Annotated in this window: 18 protein-coding genes and 1 pseudogene; 10 read left to right on the top strand and 9 right to left on the bottom strand. The window is 42.5% G+C overall.

The features are described 5' to 3' along the window. Positions 1-189: 189 nt before the first annotated feature. From dut to J699_RS12110, 3 genes are all read right to left on the bottom strand, one after another. Entirely contained in the window at positions 190-642 is a 453-nt protein-coding gene (dut, locus tag J699_RS12100) for a dUTP diphosphatase (RefSeq protein WP_032867884.1), read from the bottom strand. A 23-nt stretch (positions 643-665) separates the two neighbouring features. Beyond that, on the bottom strand, positions 666-2,705 hold the full coding sequence (rep, locus tag J699_RS12105) for a DNA helicase Rep (RefSeq protein ID WP_005229067.1): 2,040 nt from the start codon (positions 2,703-2,705) through the stop codon (positions 666-668). 197 nt (positions 2,706-2,902) lie between these two features. Next, positions 2,903-3,556, bottom strand: a complete 654-nt coding sequence (locus J699_RS12110) for an OmpA family protein (RefSeq protein ID WP_004770962.1) — start codon at positions 3,554-3,556, stop codon at positions 2,903-2,905. Between the two features lie 380 nt (positions 3,557-3,936). Between J699_RS12110 and J699_RS12115 the strand changes: the two genes are divergently transcribed. From J699_RS12115 to J699_RS19755, 7 genes and pseudogenes are all read left to right on the top strand, one after another. Then, positions 3,937-4,854 (top strand): acyltransferase, encoded by a 918-nt coding sequence (locus tag J699_RS12115; RefSeq protein ID WP_009516136.1) that lies wholly within the window; start codon positions 3,937-3,939, stop codon positions 4,852-4,854. A 24-nt stretch (positions 4,855-4,878) separates the two neighbouring features. Continuing rightward, entirely contained in the window at positions 4,879-5,937 is a 1,059-nt protein-coding gene (locus J699_RS12120; protein ID WP_032867886.1) for a hypothetical protein, read from the top strand. A gap of 117 nt (positions 5,938-6,054) precedes the next feature. Continuing rightward, positions 6,055-6,774: a septum site-determining protein MinC gene (gene minC / locus J699_RS12125; protein ID WP_005283982.1), complete on the top strand. Its 720-nt coding sequence runs from the start codon at positions 6,055-6,057 to the stop codon at positions 6,772-6,774. 65 nt (positions 6,775-6,839) lie between these two features. Then, positions 6,840-7,652 carry a septum site-determining protein MinD gene (gene minD, locus J699_RS12130; RefSeq protein ID WP_005229058.1) on the top strand — a complete coding sequence of 271 codons (813 nt, stop codon included), beginning with the start codon at positions 6,840-6,842 and terminating at the stop codon, positions 7,650-7,652. Positions 7,653-7,654: 2 nt separating this feature from the next. Beyond that, complete coding sequence (minE, locus tag J699_RS12135) at positions 7,655-7,927, top strand: cell division topological specificity factor MinE (protein ID WP_004655180.1); 273 nt, start codon at positions 7,655-7,657, stop codon at positions 7,925-7,927. Positions 7,928-8,052: 125 nt separating this feature from the next. Continuing rightward, entirely contained in the window at positions 8,053-8,340 is a 288-nt protein-coding gene (locus J699_RS12140) for a PA4642 family protein (RefSeq protein WP_032868277.1), read from the top strand. A gap of 156 nt (positions 8,341-8,496) precedes the next feature. Then, positions 8,497-9,034: pseudogene (locus J699_RS19755) on the top strand (hypothetical protein). A gap of 69 nt (positions 9,035-9,103) precedes the next feature. Here the strand turns inward: J699_RS19755 and rhtC are convergent. Both rhtC and J699_RS12150 read right to left on the bottom strand, forming a co-directional pair. Continuing rightward, on the bottom strand, positions 9,104-9,721 hold the full coding sequence (gene rhtC, locus J699_RS12145; RefSeq protein ID WP_032867888.1) for a threonine export protein RhtC: 618 nt from the start codon (positions 9,719-9,721) through the stop codon (positions 9,104-9,106). A 128-nt stretch (positions 9,722-9,849) separates the two neighbouring features. Then, positions 9,850-12,933 (bottom strand): DNA translocase FtsK, encoded by a 3,084-nt coding sequence (locus J699_RS12150; protein WP_032867890.1) that lies wholly within the window; start codon positions 12,931-12,933, stop codon positions 9,850-9,852. 252 nt (positions 12,934-13,185) lie between these two features. Between J699_RS12150 and trxB the strand changes: the two genes are divergently transcribed. From trxB to J699_RS12165, 3 genes are all read left to right on the top strand, one after another. Continuing rightward, positions 13,186-14,136 (top strand): thioredoxin-disulfide reductase, encoded by a 951-nt coding sequence (gene trxB, locus J699_RS12155; RefSeq protein WP_005283969.1) that lies wholly within the window; start codon positions 13,186-13,188, stop codon positions 14,134-14,136. 196 nt (positions 14,137-14,332) lie between these two features. Further along, positions 14,333-15,064 carry a leucyl/phenylalanyl-tRNA--protein transferase gene (gene aat, locus J699_RS12160; RefSeq protein ID WP_032867896.1) on the top strand — a complete coding sequence of 244 codons (732 nt, stop codon included), beginning with the start codon at positions 14,333-14,335 and terminating at the stop codon, positions 15,062-15,064. A 28-nt stretch (positions 15,065-15,092) separates the two neighbouring features. After that, positions 15,093-15,908, top strand: coding sequence for an arginyltransferase (locus J699_RS12165; RefSeq protein ID WP_032867898.1), 816 nt, complete (start codon positions 15,093-15,095; stop codon positions 15,906-15,908). Here J699_RS12165 and rimI read toward each other — a convergent pair. The 4 genes from rimI to J699_RS12185 form a co-directional block, all read right to left on the bottom strand. Next, positions 15,894-16,343, bottom strand: coding sequence for a ribosomal protein S18-alanine N-acetyltransferase (rimI, locus tag J699_RS12170; RefSeq protein ID WP_032867900.1), 450 nt, complete (start codon positions 16,341-16,343; stop codon positions 15,894-15,896). The genes J699_RS12165 and rimI overlap by 15 nt on opposite strands. A 104-nt stretch (positions 16,344-16,447) precedes the next feature. Further along, positions 16,448-17,332, bottom strand: a complete 885-nt coding sequence (locus tag J699_RS12175; protein ID WP_032867902.1) for a metal-dependent hydrolase — start codon at positions 17,330-17,332, stop codon at positions 16,448-16,450. 216 nt (positions 17,333-17,548) lie between these two features. Continuing rightward, positions 17,549-18,430: a metal-dependent hydrolase gene (locus J699_RS12180; RefSeq protein ID WP_032867904.1), complete on the bottom strand. Its 882-nt coding sequence runs from the start codon at positions 18,428-18,430 to the stop codon at positions 17,549-17,551. 199 nt (positions 18,431-18,629) lie between these two features. Further along, positions 18,630-19,163, bottom strand: a 534-nt coding sequence (locus J699_RS12185; RefSeq protein WP_032882785.1) for an EF-Tu/IF-2/RF-3 family GTPase, incomplete at its 5' end; no start/stop codon positions are given.

Below are 19,163 nucleotides of genomic sequence, written 5' to 3'. Positions count from 1 at the left end.
AGCCCCTATTTTTATAATCATTCTGATTATGCAAGATGGCGAAATTATTAAGTAATTAACTAACCCTTGTTCAGAAAAATTAAAATAATTAATCAGTTGCTTTGTAATATACTTTAAACAAACAATCAATATGAAAAATGCAACGTTTTCCAGTAAAACATTGCATTTTAAGTGATATTTACCGGAAACTTATTGTTGGCCGGTATGTCCAAAACCACCCGCACCACGCTCGGTAGCCACAAATTCACTGACTTGTTCAAACTCGGCTTGTACCACAGGTACCAGCACATATTGTGCCAAACGCTCACCCGGCTCTAAACGGAAGGTGTTTTGACCACGGTTCCAGACCGAGACCATCAATTCGCCTTGATAATCCGAATCAATCAAACCGATCAGGTTACCTAAAACGATTCCGTGTTTATGGCCTAGACCTGAACGCGGCAAAATCAAACCTGCAAAGTTTGGATCTTCGATATAAATCGCCAAACCGGTTTTCACCAGAACCGTTTCACCTGGTGCAATATCAATCGCTGCATCTAAACATGCACGTAAATCTAAACCTGCCGAACCTGTGGTGGCATAAGAAGGCAAAGCCCACTCTTGACCTAAACGCGCATCTAATACTTTAACTTGGACTTTCATTACAACTTCCTACTTACAAACTTTTATCGTTTCAACAATGCTTTTAAATTAGCAAGATACTGCTGCGCCTGCTCTTTTGGATCGACATTCGGTGCCAGTTTCTTTTTACGGCCATGCCATTCCAGATCGTCTTGCGGCATTTCGTCCAGGAAACGACTTGGGGTCATCTGACGCATTTGTCCACCGTTCTTACGCTGTTCAGCCAGTGTCAAAGTTAAGCCCTGACGCGCACGGGTAATGCCCACATACATCAAACGGCGTTCTTCTTCGATGGTTTCCGATGCAATCGAGTTCTTATGCGGTAACAGTTCTTCTTCCAGACCGATCATATACACATAAGGGAACTCCAGACCTTTTGCCGCATGCAACGTCAACAAGTTCACCTTATCGGTGTCTTCTTCTTCCTGTTGCTGCTCGAGCATATCCAGCAATACCAGTTTACGAATTACACTTTCAATATTTTTCTCATCGACATCATCGGTTCGATTCAACAGATTTTGAATACTGCTATACAAACTTTCGATACTGTCGAGCTTGGTTTTTTCCTGAGCAGGCGTTGCGGCCTGTTCGCGGATATAATCGATATAGCCCGCTTCATTGATCATTTGACGAACCTTTGGCATCGGCTCATCATCATCAAGTAACTCGCGGGTAAATGTCGCGATAAAATCTGCAAACTCATGCAATTGAGTGGCCGCTTTCTTCGGCAACACCATGCTTAGGCGCTGATCAGACGATGCCGTAAGCAAAGACAAGGTATTTTCCTGGGCAAATAAACCGAGTTTTTCCAAAGTCACCGGACCAATGGCACGTTTTGGCGTATTAATAATACGCAAGAATGCACTGTCATCTTCAGGGTTAATGATAAGACGTAGATAGCTCATCACATCCTTAATCTCGGCACGCGCGAAGAAGGACTGACCACCCGACAATTTATAAGGAATCTGCATCTGGCGCAGTTGGGTTTCAATCACGCGAGCCTGGAAGTTACCACGATACAAGATCGCATAATCTTTCCAGTTTTTACCGTTCATCAACTTGTGCGTGATCAGGTCTTTCACCACGCGTTCTGCTTCATCATCGTCATTTAGGCAGGTAATCACGCGAATGCTTTCGCCATGCCCCTTATCACTCCACAATTTCTTGTCGAAAATATGCGGATTATTCTCAATCACGGCATTGGCCGCTTTTAAAATACGGCTGGTCGAACGATAGTTCTGCTCAAGCTTAATCACTTTGAGATTATGGAAGTCTTCTTTCAATAACGCCATATTTTCAGGCTTGGCACCACGCCATGCATAAATCGACTGGTCATCATCCCCTACGGCAGTAAACTGCCCCATCACCCCAACCAATAGCTTGACCAGAGTATATTGCGCAGTGTTGGTATCCTGATATTCATCGACCAGCAAATAGCGAACACGGTTTTGCCATTTATCCCGTACTTCAGCATTTTCCTGAAGCAAACGTGTCGGCATGACAATCAGGTCATCAAAGTCTACCGCGTTATAGGCACGCAAGTTACGCTCATACAGCTGATAAAGATGGGCAAACTGGACGTCTTCAACCGTTTCACAGGTTGAATGGGCTTGTTCTGGAACGATCAGGTCGTTTTTCCAGTCCGAAATTTTCTTCATTGCCTTGGCCAGCAGTTCTTTACTCTCTGCCCCTGACAAGTTGTCACGCTGCATCAAATCCATCAGGATTCGCTTACAGTCGTCCGCATCTAAGATAGAAAAGTTGTTTTTAAGCGGTAAGTGTTTTAATTCAAGACGAAGTAAATTCAAACCAAAGGTATGGAAGGTCGAAACCGAAAGTCCTTTTGCTTCTTCACGTGACAGTAATTTACCGACACGCTCCTTCATTTCACGTGCGGCCTTATTGGTAAAGGTCATTGCGGTAATACGGTAGGCTGGAATGCCACATTGCTGTACCAGGAAAGCCACTTTTCGGGTAATCACCGATGTTTTACCCGAACCTGCACCTGCGAGTACCAACAAAGGCCCCTGAACATATTTCATGGCTTCAAGTTGCTTGTCATTAAGTTGACTGGCAGATGACATTGGTTATTCCTCTCTCGTTTCCGAGCCTGATTTTTCGAGCACAATTATAGACATCTATGTTTTAGAAACCCAATAGTAAATCCAGGGATATGTATAAATTATGATGCCTTGTACAAATGCTGCGCCACGGCTTGTCGCCTGACTGGATAGACAATAAAAAAACCACCCGAAGGTGGTTTTTTAGAAATCAGTAAAAATTACTGTTTTGCATAAATGCTGATTTCTACACGACGGTTTTGCTCTTTACCAGCAGCAGTCGCGTTTGAAGCGATCGGGTTAGAAGAACCATAACCTTGTGCATCGATACGGCTAGAAGATACGCCTTGACCAGCTAAGTAGTTCTTCACTGATTGCGCACGTGCTTGAGATAATGGGATGTTGATTGAATCATTACCGGTATTATCTGTATAACCCGTTACCAAGATCGCACTCTTGTTATCTTCACCTAAAGTTTGCGCTACTTTGTTTAAAGTGCTGTAGAAGTTAGGTTTGATGTTTGATTTGTTGGTATCAAAAGTAATGCTACCCGGCATGATTAACTGAACAGAACCATCTGGGTTACGGCCTACTTCTACGCCAGTACCAGCCATTTGCTCACGTAATTTTTTCTCTTTATTGTCGAGATATAAACCACCAGCAGCACCAAGCACAGCACCGATTGCCGCAGCACGGTTGTTTTGTTTACTTGTATTTGCGTTACCTTTAGATACGCCATAACCTGCTGCTGCACCAATTAATGCACCTAAAGCAGATTTGTCATATTCTACGCCACCGATGTTATTACCAGTCGTTTGGCAACCAGAAAGTACCAATCCAGCCCCTACGAGTGTTGAAATTACTAATGCACGCATTGCGTAGCTCCTGTCTATGTATTTTGTTGTCTGGACAAATAATGAATGAGAAAACGGCCCTAGACCATTGATATTTTGTTAATAATAAACACTTTATTTGTATTTTTGTAATATTTTGATGCATTTTACTTGAATAAAGCATCACAATTTCTTCATGTTTATACTTTTCACACAATATTTTTTTTATGTGACACTCATCACATGGATACCTTTTCTGATCTCAATCTGGGAAAACCGGTATTTAATCGGAAAAAGTAGCATTATGCCGTTTAAATATATAAAAATTGTCAACATCTGAAAATATACAGTTGTATTTCAACATCTGTTGTTTATAGTTGGAACATCTCATTTTTCAAACCTCTGCACTCAAGGCTCGATTTATGTCTAACGCCAATAAAAAAGCGTCCTTATTGCAAAAAGTCAGTAAAGGATTAACCGTTAGTTCAGTGATTACAGGCAGTACATTTTTTCATGGTCCTCCTGTCCTGGCATTAGGTTTAACCAAATTATTTAAAAAATCATCAAAAGTAGACGAAACCAATATTCAGATCACCAACAGCTGGCTCGGGGTAAATAACTGGTTAATTGACAATGTATTGCCAGATCTACACTGGGATATCAGCATTGATGAAAGCCTTGATCTGAATTTGCAGGGCCGATATATGATGATCTGCAACCATCAAAGCTGGGTCGATACCACGGTCAATCAGTATTTTGGCCTAACCCGTATGCCGCTGACCCGCTTCTTTACCAAATGGGAGCTCATTTTTATTCCATTTGTCGGGCAGGCATTCAAAATCCTCGGCTTCCCGATGATGAAACGCCATACCAAAGAGCAAATCGCAAAGAATCCGGAACTCAAATCGCGTGATATGCTGGAAGCTCGTAAAGCCTGTGAACAGTTACTCAGTCAACCGTTTACCTTACTGAATTATTTAGAAGGGACTCGCTTTACCCCTGAAAAACATGCTGCACAGCAATCCCCTTATCAAAACCTGCTTAAACCTAAAGCTGGTGGTCTGGCTTTAGCACTGAATATTCTCGGCGATAAAATTGATGCTTTGGTCGACATGACCATTGTTTATCCAGATGGTGCGCCAGGTTACGGCGAATTCTGGCTCGGTGATGTGTCTCGTATCGCCGTGGATTTACGTAAGATTGAAATTCCAGACTGGGTACTGGGTGGTCATTATGAAGATGACCCGGTTTACCGTGAGCGCTTCCAGAAATGGGTAGACCAGATCTGGACTGAAAAAGATCAGCTGATTAGCCAGATGAAAGCCAGATACCATCAATAGTTGCACAAGGAATTGTAGTAAGACATGACCCAGCCGGACTCAGGAAACAACTCTAAATATAACTATGTCAATCCGAACAGCAAGTTCTTCAAGCTGTTTCTGGTCTATGACATTTTTATGGTCTTTATTATTGTTTTTAACCTGTTCTGCTTGGGCATGAACTTTTTCCTGATGAGCAATATCGGGAGCTGGTTTTTTAATACCATCCAGCTTCCGACGGTGCTGGAGTTTTACCGGACTCACCTACACCCGTGGGTGATTACCACCGAAGCCTGGTTTATTATCTTTTTAATTGTTGAACTGGTGATTCGCTGGTTTCTGTCGATTGTGCAAAAACACCATGCACGCTGGTGGTTTTTTCCTTTTGTGCACTGGTATGAAATTCTGGCGATCATTCCCTATTTCCGTTTTTTACGTTTGTTCCGTGCAGGCGTGATTGCTTACCGTTTATATGAACTCGGCTATAAAGTCGTACCAGACGGCATCCGCATCAAAGCCGTGTTTTATTATCGCGTGGTCATGGAAGAATTATCAGATCGTGTTGTGATTACCGTGATTGACGGAATCCGCCATGAACTGCAAACCAGTTCGCATCATAAAAAAATTATTCACGATCTGGTCGATCATCATCGACAATTGTTTACGGTGACTTTGGCCTCGATGCTACAGGAGTCGCTTGCTGCAGCATTACAACAACAGCAACCCCTGATTACCCAGAAAGTTGGCGTTATTGTCAATCAGGCCATTGAAGATACGCCGGAACTGACGCAACTATTACGCTTGATCCCGATTGTGGGGGGAAGAATCGAACAACAGATTCAAAGTATTGGTCAACGTTTAGGTGAAAATATCACCGCTGGTTTGATTGATCCTTTTATAGCAGGATCAGCTCAGCAACCAAATGCAACTTATCAATATATTGCCGAGCAGGTCAGCCAGTTAAATATTGATAATCAATATCTGGAAGAATTGGTCGAATCGGTGGTATTTGAAAGTCTGGAAGCGATCAGAAAACAAGTAAAAGTGAAGCAATGGCAGCAAACTTTGCAAGAATCTGATCAATTGGATAAAAAAGCAGAATGATTACAAGAAAAATTACCAATCGAGCTAGAGAATTCGTGTAATTTGTTCTAGCATTTGCTTTTATTTACAACTGCTTTAACACATATAGAGCGCTTAAAAAGCCCTGAAGGATAAATTATGGCTGATATACGGATTACGGGCAGAATGGTGAATTTTAGTCGACTCACGTTCGACACAAATGACCATAATGCAATCCGACAGCAACTTACCAGCACCCTGAATGAAGGTTCCTATATCGGTACCCTGGTCATTATTGACAGTACGGTTGAGCAAGAACTGATTGCCTTGATTCAGCTCTTGATTGATCTGGGTTTACAACCGATGGCAGTGATTGACGGCATCTTGGGTGATGAAGCCCGCGCTATTCAGTTCCCGGTTCTACCTGTCGATCAGCCGTTGCAACGTATCAAGGCCTCAAAAGAACAGGTGGTTGATCCTGCTCCGGCAAAAGCCGCAGATAATTCAGCAATACAAACACCACAAAAAAACACATCGAATGCCTATATCAGCTCGTATCATGATGAAATTTTGCGTACAGGCCAATGTTTGGTGCAAGATCAAGGTGATATCATTTTAAATGCAGGCATGAATAGTGGTTCGGAAGTGATTGCATCTGGAAATATTCACATTTATGGCAATGCTCGTGGTAGAGTCATTGCTGGTGCAGGTGGACAAGCTGCAGCACGTATTTTCTGCCATTCGCTAGAAGCCGAACTCATCTCGATTGCAGGGACCTATTGTGTAGCCGATGATATTCCAAAAGATATGATCAAAAAGTCTGTACATATTTATTTAAATAACAAGCAAGAACTTGAATTTGAGGCCTTGCAGTTTTAATTTATCTCATTAAACACCAAAAAAGCCCTTTTAGGGGCGTATGACCATAAATAGGAGTGGATTCGGTGGCCAAAATTGTTGTCGTAACGTCAGGCAAAGGTGGTGTAGGTAAAACTACAACAAGCGCATCTTTTGCAACAGGTTTAGCCCTACGTGGTCATAAAACTGTTGTGATCGATTTCGATGTGGGTTTACGTAATCTTGATTTGATCATGGGCTGCGAACGCCGTGTAGTTTATGACTTTGTCAATGTCATCAATAATGAAGCTCGCTTACAACAAGCACTCATCCGTGATAAAGATATTGAAAACTTATATATTCTCCCTGCGTCACAAACCCGCGATAAAGATGCGTTGAGTGATGATGGTGTGGCACGTGTGATCGACGAACTTTCGCAAGAATTCGATTACATCATCTGTGACTCGCCTGCTGGTATCGAGCGTGGTGCGATTCTAGCCATGTATCATGCCGATGAAGCGATCATTGTGACCAACCCTGAAATCTCATCAGTGCGTGACTCTGACCGTATTATTGGTATGCTTGATAGCAAAACCAAAAAAGTTGAACAAAACGAAGGTCGTATCCGTAAGCATTTATGTATCACCCGTTTCAATCCGGAACGTGCGGATAAACAGGAAATGTTAACGATCGACGATATTTCTAAAGATATTTTACGTGTGCCGACTTTAGGGGTAATTCCTGAGTGCCCAAGCGTACTTCAAGCATCAAACGAAGGTAAACCAGTAATTCTGTATTCAGATGAAAAAGCTGGACAAGCCTATGATGACTTAGTGGCTCGCTTCCTTGGCGAAGACCGTCCTTATCGACACATTGCAGTACAGCCAAAAGGTTGGTTAGCTAGACTATTTGGAGCGTAATTATGGCAGGATTCTGGAGTAAACTTTTTAGCAGTGATGAAAAACCATCAAGTGCACAAACTGCCAAAGATCGTTTAAAAGTTATTGTGGCATCTGAACAAGGCTTGGGCCGTCGCTTAGGCCAAGACAAAATCGACCAAATGAAAAAAGAAATCATGCAGGTTGTGAGTCGTTATGTTCGTGGGGTGGATGAACAGCATATTCAAATGCAGGTTCGTTCAGAAGCAAACATTGAAATGCTAGAAATGAATATCAATTTACCTGAAGATCGTTAGAAGTTTTTTCATTAGCGATTTTTTGTAAATAAGGGCAAAATACGTCGCAGAATTTGAAAAGTATGACTTTTCTCATCCTGCCTCATATTTTGCCTTTATTATTTTATAAGACTGAGGAGATTGTCATGGCATTATCACAGCCAGCAACTTTCAATGAAGAATGGTCAGATGAGCGTGTGTTTGCCTACCTTAACCAGCTTCCTCCAGCTGGCGTAAATGCCGACTTTCATGTGCTCTACCATGCCTTCAAACATATGCGTCCAAATGATTATGAGCGCTTGCTTACCAAGTTCCTGGCAGATGGCCGTGACTTGAATGCAACCAATCCTGAAGGCCAACGCATTCATGATGTGATTGCACAATTTCCTCGCCAGAAAGAGGGTTTTCTGGAAGTTTTAGCGAAGTTTGCTTAATCAACGCTACAATAAAGGCCACATAATTTATCAATATCAATAAATTGAAGCGTAAATTATGTGGTTTTTAATTAAAATAATGATATTTCTTAAATTCTCTGATAAATAGATTGCCAATAATACAATTTTTATATTTTAGCTATTCTAACTAAGACCATGACTGATCAAAACACAACTGTAATTAAAACTGATCCTGTAAACCATCATTTAGCCGATTTAACCATTATTAGCTTAAAAAGGTTTATCTTTTTATCAATTATTTCTTTAGGGTTATACGAGCTATGGTGGATTTTTAAGGCATGGCGCTTTTTCGCAATTAAAGATCATTTAAATATCATGCCGGCTGCCCGAGCTATTTTTTCTATTTTCTTCTTATATTCCCTGTTTAAAAAAAATCCGGGAATATGCCAAAGCGCAAGGCGATGTTCAGAAGTTTTCTGCAGGCTGGATGTATATCGGCTATATCCTTTTCGCCTTAGTATTCGCCAACTTACCAGATCCTTACTGGTTAATTTCATCAGTCAGTTTCATGTTCCTTATTCCCGCTTTTGTAGCCCTTAATCATGCCAAAAAACAGGATGATCAACTTAATGCGGTGATACAGGAAAAATTTAATATTGCTCAAATTTTTGTGATTATTATTGGGTCTATCTTCTGGATCTTGTTATTAATGGGGTTTTTTCTTGAAGTTTAAGGGTTAAAAAGATCATAAGATTGGCGTATATCAGATAGCCTGCATGATGCAGGCTTTGTTATCCCTGAATTAGCGGCTGCCGATCAGATAAATACCGAGTAAAGTAAATATCCCGCCTGAAACACCATCAATCCATTTGGCAAAGTTTTGGTATGCATTGCGAAATGTCGGCAGAGAAAATACAAAAGCGACCAGGACAAACCATAAAATCGTTTCAATCGAAACAATAATAAAAAGTAAAGAATGATGCTGGTCAAATAGTGGGTTTGCCAGAAACAGTGAGAAGACACTGCCAAAATAGATAATGGCTTTAGGATTGGAAAGATTGGTCAACAAGCCTTTCATAAAAAATAAATAAGGTGACTGAGGTAAGCTTATTGGATTTGTGGTTTGGTTATTTTTAGAGAAAGCAGAGCGAAGCATTTGAAAACCAAGCCAGCACAAATATAGCCCGCCAGCGATCAACAGTCCTTGCTTAAGCCATGCCATTTTTTCAAAGATGATATTGAGTCCCATCAAGGCAAGCAGTGACCACAACATTGCTCCTAGACAAATCCCCAGTACCACCAGCAAGGCTTCTTTACGCGAGCGGCTAATTGCGGTTTGTGAGACTAAGAAAAAGTCAGGTCCAGGTGTAATCAAGGCACAGAAATGAATAAAAATGAGTGTAGTTAATGCAACGAACACGACTCACCTCAAGGTTGAGATTTTAAAGGGCAAGCTTAAATAAAAAACGTGATTTTTACCATATAAAAATTTGAAAACCTAAAACAAAAAAGCCTCGATAACGAGGCTTTTTTTAGGGGATATTTGGGTTAAACCAGAATATCCCGTTTACCATTGGCACCCATCGAGCTGACGATGCCATTTTCTTCCATCTGGTCAATGATTCGCGCTGCACGGTTATAACCCAGGCTAAATTTACGCTGTAATGATGAAGTCGATGCTTTTCGAGTTTCTAGAACGAAAGAGACACATTGATCATACAGCGCATCTCGGCTTGGATCACCATCCCCATCTTCAAAACCACGCGATGTAGGCTCTTCATCAAATGGCGTGAGAATCTCATCCACGTAATCTGGCTCACCACGTTCACGCCACGCGTCACAAATACGGTTCACTTCATCATCACTAATGAAGGCTCCATGGACACGCTCAGGTTCAATTTTACCAGGGCCAAGGAACAGCATATCACCATGACCAAGCAAGTCTTCTGCCCCACCCGCATCCAAAATGGTGCGCGAGTCAATCTTACTGTTGACACGTAATGCCACACGAGTTGGAATATTCGCCTTGATCAGACCAGTAATCACATCTACCGATGGACGTTGTGTTGCAAGTAACAGGTGAATCCCCGCAGCACGAGATTTCTGTGCCAGACGGGTAATCATTTCTTCAGCCTTTTTACCGACCTGCATAATCATGTCGGCAAATTCATCGGCCACGATCACAATGGAAGGTAACGGCGTTAAACGCGGCGCACGTTCGCCCACAACTGAGTCACTGGCTTTCCAGGTTGGATCAATCAAGTCTTCACCATTGGCAATGGCTTCTTCAACCTTACGGTTATAGTCACTGAGCTTACGGATTTTCAGGAATGACATCAGTTTATAACGACGTTCCATCTCATTGACACACCAGTTTAATGCGCTAACCGCATCTTTCATGTCGGTGACAACAGGTGTGAGTAGATGAGGAATATCGTTATAGTTGGCCAATTCCAGTTGTTTTGGATCGATCAGGATCAGGCGAAGCTGCTCTGGTGTATATTTCAGCAACATCGATAAAATCATCGAGTTCACTGCAACCGACTTACCCGAACCTGTGGTCCCCGCAACCAGCATATGCGGCGCTTTACCAAGGTCAGTAATAACAGGATTGCCTGAAATGTCTTTACCCATCGCCATAGAGAGCATACCCGCAGGGTCTTCAAACGCTGGCGTTTTCAACAACTCAATCAAGCGTACCATTTCACGGCTGCTATTCGGTACTTCAATTCCGATATATGGTTTTCCTGCAATCACTTCAACCACACGGACCGATGCCATCGACATGGAACGTGCCAGATCGCGAGAAATATTGGTGACTTTAGAGGCTTTTACACCAGGTGCAAGATCGAGTTCAAAGCGTGTTACTACGGGTCCCGGCTGGGCTTCGACCACCTGAGCCTTGACGTTAAACTCTTGTAATTTGATCTCTAAAAGTTCAGAAAGACGGGCTAATTGCTCGGCAGTAAAATTGACCTTTTTATTTGGATCGACTTCATCCAGCAATTCCAGACCCGGTAAGGTCGGCAGATCATGGCGTTTTTGCGCGACTTGCATGGCGCGTGACATTGGACGGCCAAATGCATCGGTTAAAGGTGCATCCAGATCAAAATCTTCTTCAAGATCAAAGTCTGGCTCGGGTTCAGCTTTACCTGCTGTTTCTTGCCATGCTTCAATAAATGCTTCTTTAGACAAAGCTTCTTTCGGTGCAGACTTCACTTCAATCGGTGCTTTGACGAAAGCAGATGACTGTGCATAACTTGTAGTGCGTGGAGCAGCAGCATGTTCACGCTCCTCCTCAACCAGAAGATCATTGAATTCATCAAATTCCTCTGCAACAGCATGCGGTTTTTCCTCGTGTACGGTATTTTGTACAGTAGCAGGAGTTTGAGCACCATTGTTCTGATTAGATTCATGAATCAGGGCTTCAATGTCCGCCTCAAACTCGTTTTCCTGCTCAACCGGCGTATGCGGCATTGCCGGAACGTTTTGCGTGAATGGCGTATGCGCATCTGTAGCAGTTTTACTATTCGGTACCGCGGCCAACAGCTCATCAAAGATCTGGTCATCATTCCAGTCCAGATGGCTGGCATTGGCTTGCTGCATAACCGCTTCAGCGTGGGCTGAGGGTTCAAGTGCTGTAGTCATCTGAGCTGACTCATCAGCAGCACGGAGTAATGCATCAATCTCCTGTTTATGACTGACATCATCACGTTGTAATGCACGCCATACTTCACCTGTTTTGACTAAACGCTGACTTTCAGTTTCAAATTGACGTGCACGTTGTAAGGTCTGCTCGAACTCTTCATCTGGCACATTCGCTGGATGCGGCTCAGCGCTTTGTTGCTGTTCTTTCGCCACCACATCGGCAAATAATTTTTCAGCCATGAGTTGATGGTGTGAATCATCAATTTTAATCAGCTTGGCCTGAACCTGATCGGTTTTGCTCTGGTTTGTATTATCCTGACTCTCGCTCTCTGCTTGAGCCTTGGTCGTGACCGCTGGTGTTTCAGCCGGCGTCAACTGTTCGGTTAAATCATATGCAGATTCATTTTGTGGCACGTTCTTATAGAACAGGTCTTGCAAATACGCAGGCGTATTCTTCAAGGTTACCCAGGTTTTGTTCCACTGAATCCCAAAAGCCAAAGTCAGCAACAAGATACTGAAAGCGAGTAAAAATAAGGTCGCACCATAAATCGTCAGCAATTGAGAGAGACTTCCCCCCAACTCATAACCGATAATACCGCCAGCGGCATTCTCCAGCGTATCTGCCGGCATATTCCAATGTAGATACAACAAACTTGAAATTGAAAGAATCAGGAAGAACTGGGCTGCATAACGAAATGGGCGGTTCAAAAAGCTTCTCGGCCACCAGACCTGAATCGCTTCTATAAACAGGAACAAGGGAATAAGCAGGCTTGCCCATCCCAGAAAGCCAAAGAGTAAATCTGCGATCCAAGCACCGGCCACACCGCTTGCGTTCGAAACCTGCTGGGTATCGCTGGAAATATGCATCCACCCCGGATCAAACGGTGTATAGGTGACTGTGGCAAGAAATAAATAAATGCCAAAGGAAATCAAAAATAATGTCATTAAAAAGCGTTGTGCATAAACACTTGACACCGCAGTCATATACAGTCCTGTAACCCAATTCGTTATTTGTTGGTATCTTTTAAGGCCTAACTTACCTTAATCAATAAGTTTTATATTATGCACTCGTTCTTACAAAAAAGATGCACGATTATTTACTGTTGTTGTTAACATTCTGCACGGATATAGCCCAATTCGATTGAGTTAATCAATATTATCCGGATCGATTTGCCCCACTCCCCTCTCGATTCACGTATAATTTTAGCAGTTTCAATATAAAAAGGATGTTCTTTAATGAGCGCTCGTCACTCACGGTTAATTATTTTGGGTTCTGGTCCTGCAGGTTATAGTGCGGCAGTCTATGCAGCACGTGCGAATCTCAAACCGACACTCATTGCTGGTATACAACTTGGTGGTCAGTTAACCACAACTACTGAAGTTGATAACTGGCCTGGTGACCCTGAAGGATTAACCGGTCCTGTACTGATGGAACGTATGCAAGCCCATGCAGAACGTTTCGGTACAGAAATCGTCTATGATCATATCAATGAAGTTGATCTTAAGACTCGTCCATTCGTGCTGAAAGGTGATATGGAAGAGTACACATGTGATGCGCTGATTATTGCAACAGGGGCAACCGCACAATATTTAGGCCTCGAATCTGAAGCTGCCTTTATGGGTCAAGGCGTCAGTGCCTGTGCGACCTGTGATGGTTTTTTCTATAAGAACCAGAATGTGATGGTGGTTGGTGGCGGTAACACTGCCGTTGAAGAAGCGCTGTATCTTTCGAATATTGCAGCGCATGTTACGCTGGTGCATCGTCGCGATAGCTTACGTTCAGAGAAAATCTTGCAAGATCACCTGTTTGCCAAAGAAAAAGAAGGCAAAATCAGTATTATCTGGAACCATCAGGTCGATGAAGTCTTAGGTGACAATACCGGTGTAACCGCTGTTCGTATTAAATCGACCCAAGATGCAAGCACTCAGGATGTTCAGGTTCAAGGTCTGTTTGTTGCAATCGGCCATAAACCTAATACCAGTATGTTTGATGGACAATTGAACTTACGTGATGGCTATATTCAGGTACACAGCGGTACGGCAGGTAATGCAACTGCGGCTTCTATTGAAGGTGTATTCGCAGCGGGTGATGTCGCAGATAGCGTTTATCGTCAAGCGATTACTTCAGCGGGTTCAGGCTGTATGGCAGCGCTTGATGCAGAAAAATATCTGGATAATCTAAACTAATTAGACCAAAACAGAAAAACCACCATTCATTGGTGGTTTTTTATTATACCCACTAGGATCAGGTTAAAATTCCCCCAATCCTCTGTCACAGTCATGCACATTCTTCTTGGGCATGACCCAAGCTGATTCTGCTTAAGGATTGCCATTCCTGCGCAGTTCAGTTAGTTTAGAATTATTCTTATTTACTTTGTTTGCTATGCAACCGCTTCCCCCTTCTCAATATATTTTTCCTGATCCTGTAGAAGCCGATCCAGAAGGCCAAGGTTTTATCTGTATTGGTGCTGATCTTAGCCCCTCTACATTATATGAAGCCTATACGCATGGCCTGTTTCCTTGGTTCAATGCCGATGAACCGATTTGCTGGTGGAGTCCCGAACCTCGTTGCATTATTGAACCTCATGCCTATAAACCGAGTAAATCATTACTTCGGAACATGAAAAAACACGATTATCGAATCACCGTGAATCATGCTTTTGAACAGGTGATTCGTTCCTGTTCCTTACCTCGCAGTTATGCCAATGAAACCTGGATCAGTGAAGACATTATTCAAGGCTATTATGACTTATTTAATGCGGGCTATGCCTATAGTGTTGAAGTCTGGCAGGAAGAGAAACTGGTGGGTGGTTTGTATGGCGTCAGCATTGGCAAAGGCTGTTTTGGTGAATCCATGTTTAGCACAGAAACCGATGTTTCAAAAATGGCGTTCTATACCTTGATGCTGATTGGACAGGAAAATCAGTTGCCGTGGATTGATTGCCAGCTGGTCAATGATCATCTTTTAAGCTTGGGTGCGAGTACACTTTCTCGCCAAGCCTATCTTAAATCGTTACAAGATGTAATTATTGCCCCCTCTATCAATTGGAAAAGTTATCAAGAACGTGTATTTTCAAGTAAAACAATAGCAGTTTTTGCCACATTAGACGGTTAACGGATTAACACCTTGGAGGGACAGATTAATGAAATCATACCAACCCAAGTCCCTTTTAAATGACTTACAGTACTACATTACCCCACCGCATGATTGTAGTTATCTCGATAATAAATCTGCGCGGATGGTCTTTCTGGACCCGATTCACCGTATTGATGTGGTGACATTGTCAGAACTTTCTCGTGTGGGTTTTCGTCGTAGTGGTGATTTTGTCTATCGTCCTGAATGTCACTTATGTCGTCAATGTTTATCCTGTCGTGTTCCCGTGCAAGAATTCAGCATGAATAGCAGCCAGAAAAAGGCTTGGAAACGCAATCAAGATTTACAAATGAGTATTCTGCCGACCTCGCAGGCCACGCAGCAACATTACGATTTATATGAACGCTATATCAATGAACGCCACTCAGATGGCGATATGTACCCAGCCAGTCTGGATCAGTTTGAAAAATTTCTGGTGCATAGCTGCACCGAAAGCTTCTTTATTGAACTATGGAAAGACCAGAAATTGGTCGCGGTCTCCACCTGTGATCTGATGGATGATGGACTGTCAGCAGTTTATACTTTCTTCGATCCTGATGAGCAACGCCGCTCCTTAGGTGTGTTCGCAATCCTGAAACAGATTGAATATGTCCGCAGCTTGAATCTGGAGTATTTATATCTGGGTTATTGGGTCCCGCATTCAGATAAAATGAATTATAAATCGCAATATACCCCACTGGAATTATTACTGGATGGTCAATGGCGCAGACTCAACCGCCCACTCGCAGACAATGAAATCCAGCAACTCGGGAATTCATTGATGAGTACCTTACCCTCTGAATGGAATAATTTAATTATTAAATAACGCTGCAAAATCATCTGTGCATGTCTTAACCATAATCACGGCATGCTCTCTGGAACCATCCGGATTCGGATAATAGTTTTTGCGCACATCAATTTGATGAAAACCTGTTTTTTCATACAAACGGATCGCGGCTGTGTTGCTCTCACGCACTTCTAAAAAAATCTGGATCGGATTGTTTTTTAATTGCTGGATAGATTGGTCCAATAATTTATAACCAAGACCCTTGCCCTGCTGACTTGGATGAATTGCCATCAGTAACAGGTTTGCCTCATCCAGAACGGGCTGCAGAATACAAAAACCGACCACCTGATTAGCCTGTTCGTAAACCGTACATTGATATGAAGCTAAAGACTCCTGAAACTGCTGCTTATTCCATGGATGGGTCTGGACCAAGCGTTCAATGGCTGCCACACTTTCCAGATCACTGTCTCGCATCAATCGAATCACAAGTTAACACTCTAAAAATTACTGTGGCAGATTATCGACAATTTCAGCTGAAAATTGAATAAAAAAATGGGCAGTTTTACTGCCCTTGAACATTAACTTGGATTAAAGCCCAATTCAGCCCGCCATTTATTCAGCAGTTCGGTCGTATCGTCATCATTGGGATGAAATTTCGGTCTTAAGAAAGACAGCAATGTTGGAATCTGACGTGTCATAAAGCCTTTATAACCATACATAAACTTCAGCATGTACTTGCTATCACGCCAGGTCAGTTTGCCATCTACCTGCAGTAATTTTGCAGTGAAATAAGATTGGGTAATAAAGATCAGCCCCATGGCAATTACCAAGGCCAATGAACGCATAAAATAGGCTTTAGCACCCTGACCATACATCGACTCATATACATCAAAAGCGACGGCCTTATGCTCATTTTCCTCTACCGCATGCCACATCCATAAATGGTACATGGTCTCATCCATAAACATGGCCTGGATATCCGGATTACTCAATAACTCTTCGGCAATGGTCGAGGTAAAGTGTTCTAAGGCACAGGTCCCGGTCAAACTGATCATTTCTTTGGTGAAACCAAAAGGTTTCAGGAGTCTAGAGGTTATTCCAATGGTTCGATTAATCAAAAGGCCGGTTTGTGCTTCCATTTTACGGACATTGTATCCATAGGCCTGGGCAGATGCATTGAAAGCCAAATGCTCTTTTGAATGCATCGCTTCCTGACCAATGAAGGCACTGATTTCTCTCTGCAATCTCGGGTCAGCCAGTTTAGGATCATTACGGACTGCACGGGTACTATTTACAAAGAATTGCTCACCTTCTGGAAATAGTGCTGAAAGCGCAGTCATAAAATGGGTTAAGGCAGCATCTCCATTGGCCCAGTAACGTGGTACTTCACCAAATTCAAAATCCATTCGGCGTACAGGGAAACTGGCGCCAGCTCGGTTTGAAATATTGACTTTAGCATTCATACCCTTTTCTCCTATCCGTGAATATTCTTGATAAATCATGCTGAATAGTTCATTTATACGCCCTTTTCAGTCGTTCTCATAAGTGCAGATAAGGTCAGAAAAACATCATATTAGGACATGTCACCACACTAAAAATCATCTATGAAATAAAGGCTACAAAATAAAAAAGGGCAATTTTGATTGCCCTTTTTAAACCATACACTTCAAAATGAAAAGTTAGAAACCAAGTTTTGCTTTCCAGTCTTTTAACAGCTGAACTGTATCCAGATCATTAGGATGGAAACCAGGTTTAAAATAAGCCAGCATCTCCCCGGCCATGCCGGTAATAATGCCTTTTGAAGGGCTATAACCATATTTATAAATCATGGCCAATTCTTTAAAGTTCAGCTTCTTGTCCTGTTGCAACAAACGTAAAGTGAAATAAGACTGGAGGATAAAAATCAAGGCCATGGCAAATACCAGCGCAGAGGTACGCAAGCTATAGGCTTTGAAACCTTTACCAAATACTGCTTCATAAACATCATAAGCCACGGCTTTATGTTCATTTTCCTCGACTGCATGCCAGAACCACATATAGGACATGGTGTCATCGGTCATTAAGTCCTGAATATGCGGGTTACGTAATAATTCAGAAGCAATGGTCGCCGTAAAATGCTCTAAGGCTGTGGTTGCGGTGAGATTGACCATTTCTCGGGTCATACCAAAAGGTTTGACCACCTTAGAAAAGTTGCTTAATGCAAACTGGATATAACGCCCCGTGATCCGTTCTAACGTTCTGACATCATGGCCATATTTCTGGGCTGAGGCATTAAAATTAACATGCTCTTGCGTATGCATGGCTTCCTGACCAATAAAGGCACTGATTTCTTTTTGTAGCTCTTCATTGTCTTTAATCGCCGGGTAATAACGAACCGCACGCACTGCATCAATAAATAATTTTTCACCATCTGGGAACAGCGCAGATAAACCTGTCATGAAGTGGGTTAACCCCGCCGAACCATTCATCCAGTATTCAGGGACCTGATCAAAATCAAAGTTCATACGACGGACTGGGAAGCTTGCACCCGCACGATTTGAAATATTTACTTTAGCATTCATGCTGCCAACTCCTTTTCAGTGGAACTTTCCACTGAGCACTTTTGTCTGTTTCTTGCGTTTTATATTACGTGGTTATGCAAATCAATTAAGTGCAGTTTGGGACAGCAAGCTATCAGTTTAGGACACTCTTACCAATGGATTGTCTAACAATAAACAAAAAAAACACCCCAATGGGGTGTTTTTTTATCACTCTAGGCGATTATGCAGTTACTTTAGCAACAACACCAGCACCTACAGTACGACCACCTTCACGGATCGCAAAACGTAGACCTGGGTCCATTGCGATCGGGTGGATTAACTCTACTGACATTTCTACGTTGTCACCAGGCATTACCATTTCTACGCCATCTTGTAATTTGATCGCGCCAGTTACGTCAGTTGTACGGAAGTAGAACTGTGGACGGTAACCGTTAAGGAATGGAGTGTGACGACCACCTTCTTCTTTAGAAAGTACGTATACTTCTGCATCGAATTTAGTGTGTGGCTTGATTGTACCTGGTTTAGCAAGTACTTGACCACGTTGTACGTCTTCACGCTTAGTACCACGAAGCAAGATACCACAGTTCTCACCTGCACGGCCTTCGTCAAGAAGTTTACGGAACATTTCTACGCCAGTTACAGTTGTTTTAACTGTATCTTTAATACCAACGATCTCGACTTCTTCACCAACTTTAACGATACCAGCTTCTACACGGCCTGTTACTACAGTACCACGACCAGAAATTGAGAATAC

This window comes from Acinetobacter sp. 1000160 (assembly GCF_000588715.1).
In the GTDB taxonomy this organism is placed as follows: domain Bacteria; phylum Pseudomonadota; class Gammaproteobacteria; order Pseudomonadales; family Moraxellaceae; genus Acinetobacter; species Acinetobacter courvalinii.
The sequence above is the reverse complement of the archived record's forward strand: the minus strand, read 5'-3'. Positions and strand labels throughout refer to the sequence as shown.

Excerpts from the sequence above, each read along its gene's own strand:
- minC (WP_005283982.1), top strand. The coding sequence starts at position 6,055 with ATGGCTGATATACGGATTACGGGCAGAATGGTGAATTTTAGTCGACTC.
- J699_RS12140 (WP_032868277.1), top strand. The coding sequence starts at position 8,053 with ATGGCATTATCACAGCCAGCAACTTTCAATGAAGAATGGTCAGATGAG.
- minE (WP_004655180.1), top strand. The coding sequence starts at position 7,655 with ATGGCAGGATTCTGGAGTAAACTTTTTAGCAGTGATGAAAAACCATCA.
- J699_RS12115 (WP_009516136.1), top strand. The coding sequence starts at position 3,937 with ATGTCTAACGCCAATAAAAAAGCGTCCTTATTGCAAAAAGTCAGTAAA.
- trxB (WP_005283969.1), top strand. The coding sequence starts at position 13,186 with ATGAGCGCTCGTCACTCACGGTTAATTATTTTGGGTTCTGGTCCTGCA.
- aat (WP_032867896.1), top strand. The coding sequence starts at position 14,333 with ATGCAACCGCTTCCCCCTTCTCAATATATTTTTCCTGATCCTGTAGAA.
- J699_RS12175 (WP_032867902.1), bottom strand. The coding sequence starts at position 17,332 with ATGAATGCTAAAGTCAATATTTCAAACCGAGCTGGCGCCAGTTTCCCT.
- rep (WP_005229067.1), bottom strand. The coding sequence starts at position 2,705 with ATGTCATCTGCCAGTCAACTTAATGACAAGCAACTTGAAGCCATGAAA.
- J699_RS12110 (WP_004770962.1), bottom strand. The coding sequence starts at position 3,556 with ATGCGTGCATTAGTAATTTCAACACTCGTAGGGGCTGGATTGGTACTT.
- J699_RS12150 (WP_032867890.1), bottom strand. The coding sequence starts at position 12,933 with ATGACTGCGGTGTCAAGTGTTTATGCACAACGCTTTTTAATGACATTA.
- dut (WP_032867884.1), bottom strand. The coding sequence starts at position 642 with ATGAAAGTCCAAGTTAAAGTATTAGATGCGCGTTTAGGTCAAGAGTGG.
- J699_RS12165 (WP_032867898.1), top strand. The coding sequence starts at position 15,093 with ATGAAATCATACCAACCCAAGTCCCTTTTAAATGACTTACAGTACTAC.
- rimI (WP_032867900.1), bottom strand. The coding sequence starts at position 16,343 with ATGCGAGACAGTGATCTGGAAAGTGTGGCAGCCATTGAACGCTTGGTC.
- J699_RS12120 (WP_032867886.1), top strand. The coding sequence starts at position 4,879 with ATGACCCAGCCGGACTCAGGAAACAACTCTAAATATAACTATGTCAAT.
- J699_RS12180 (WP_032867904.1), bottom strand. The coding sequence starts at position 18,430 with ATGAATGCTAAAGTAAATATTTCAAATCGTGCGGGTGCAAGCTTCCCA.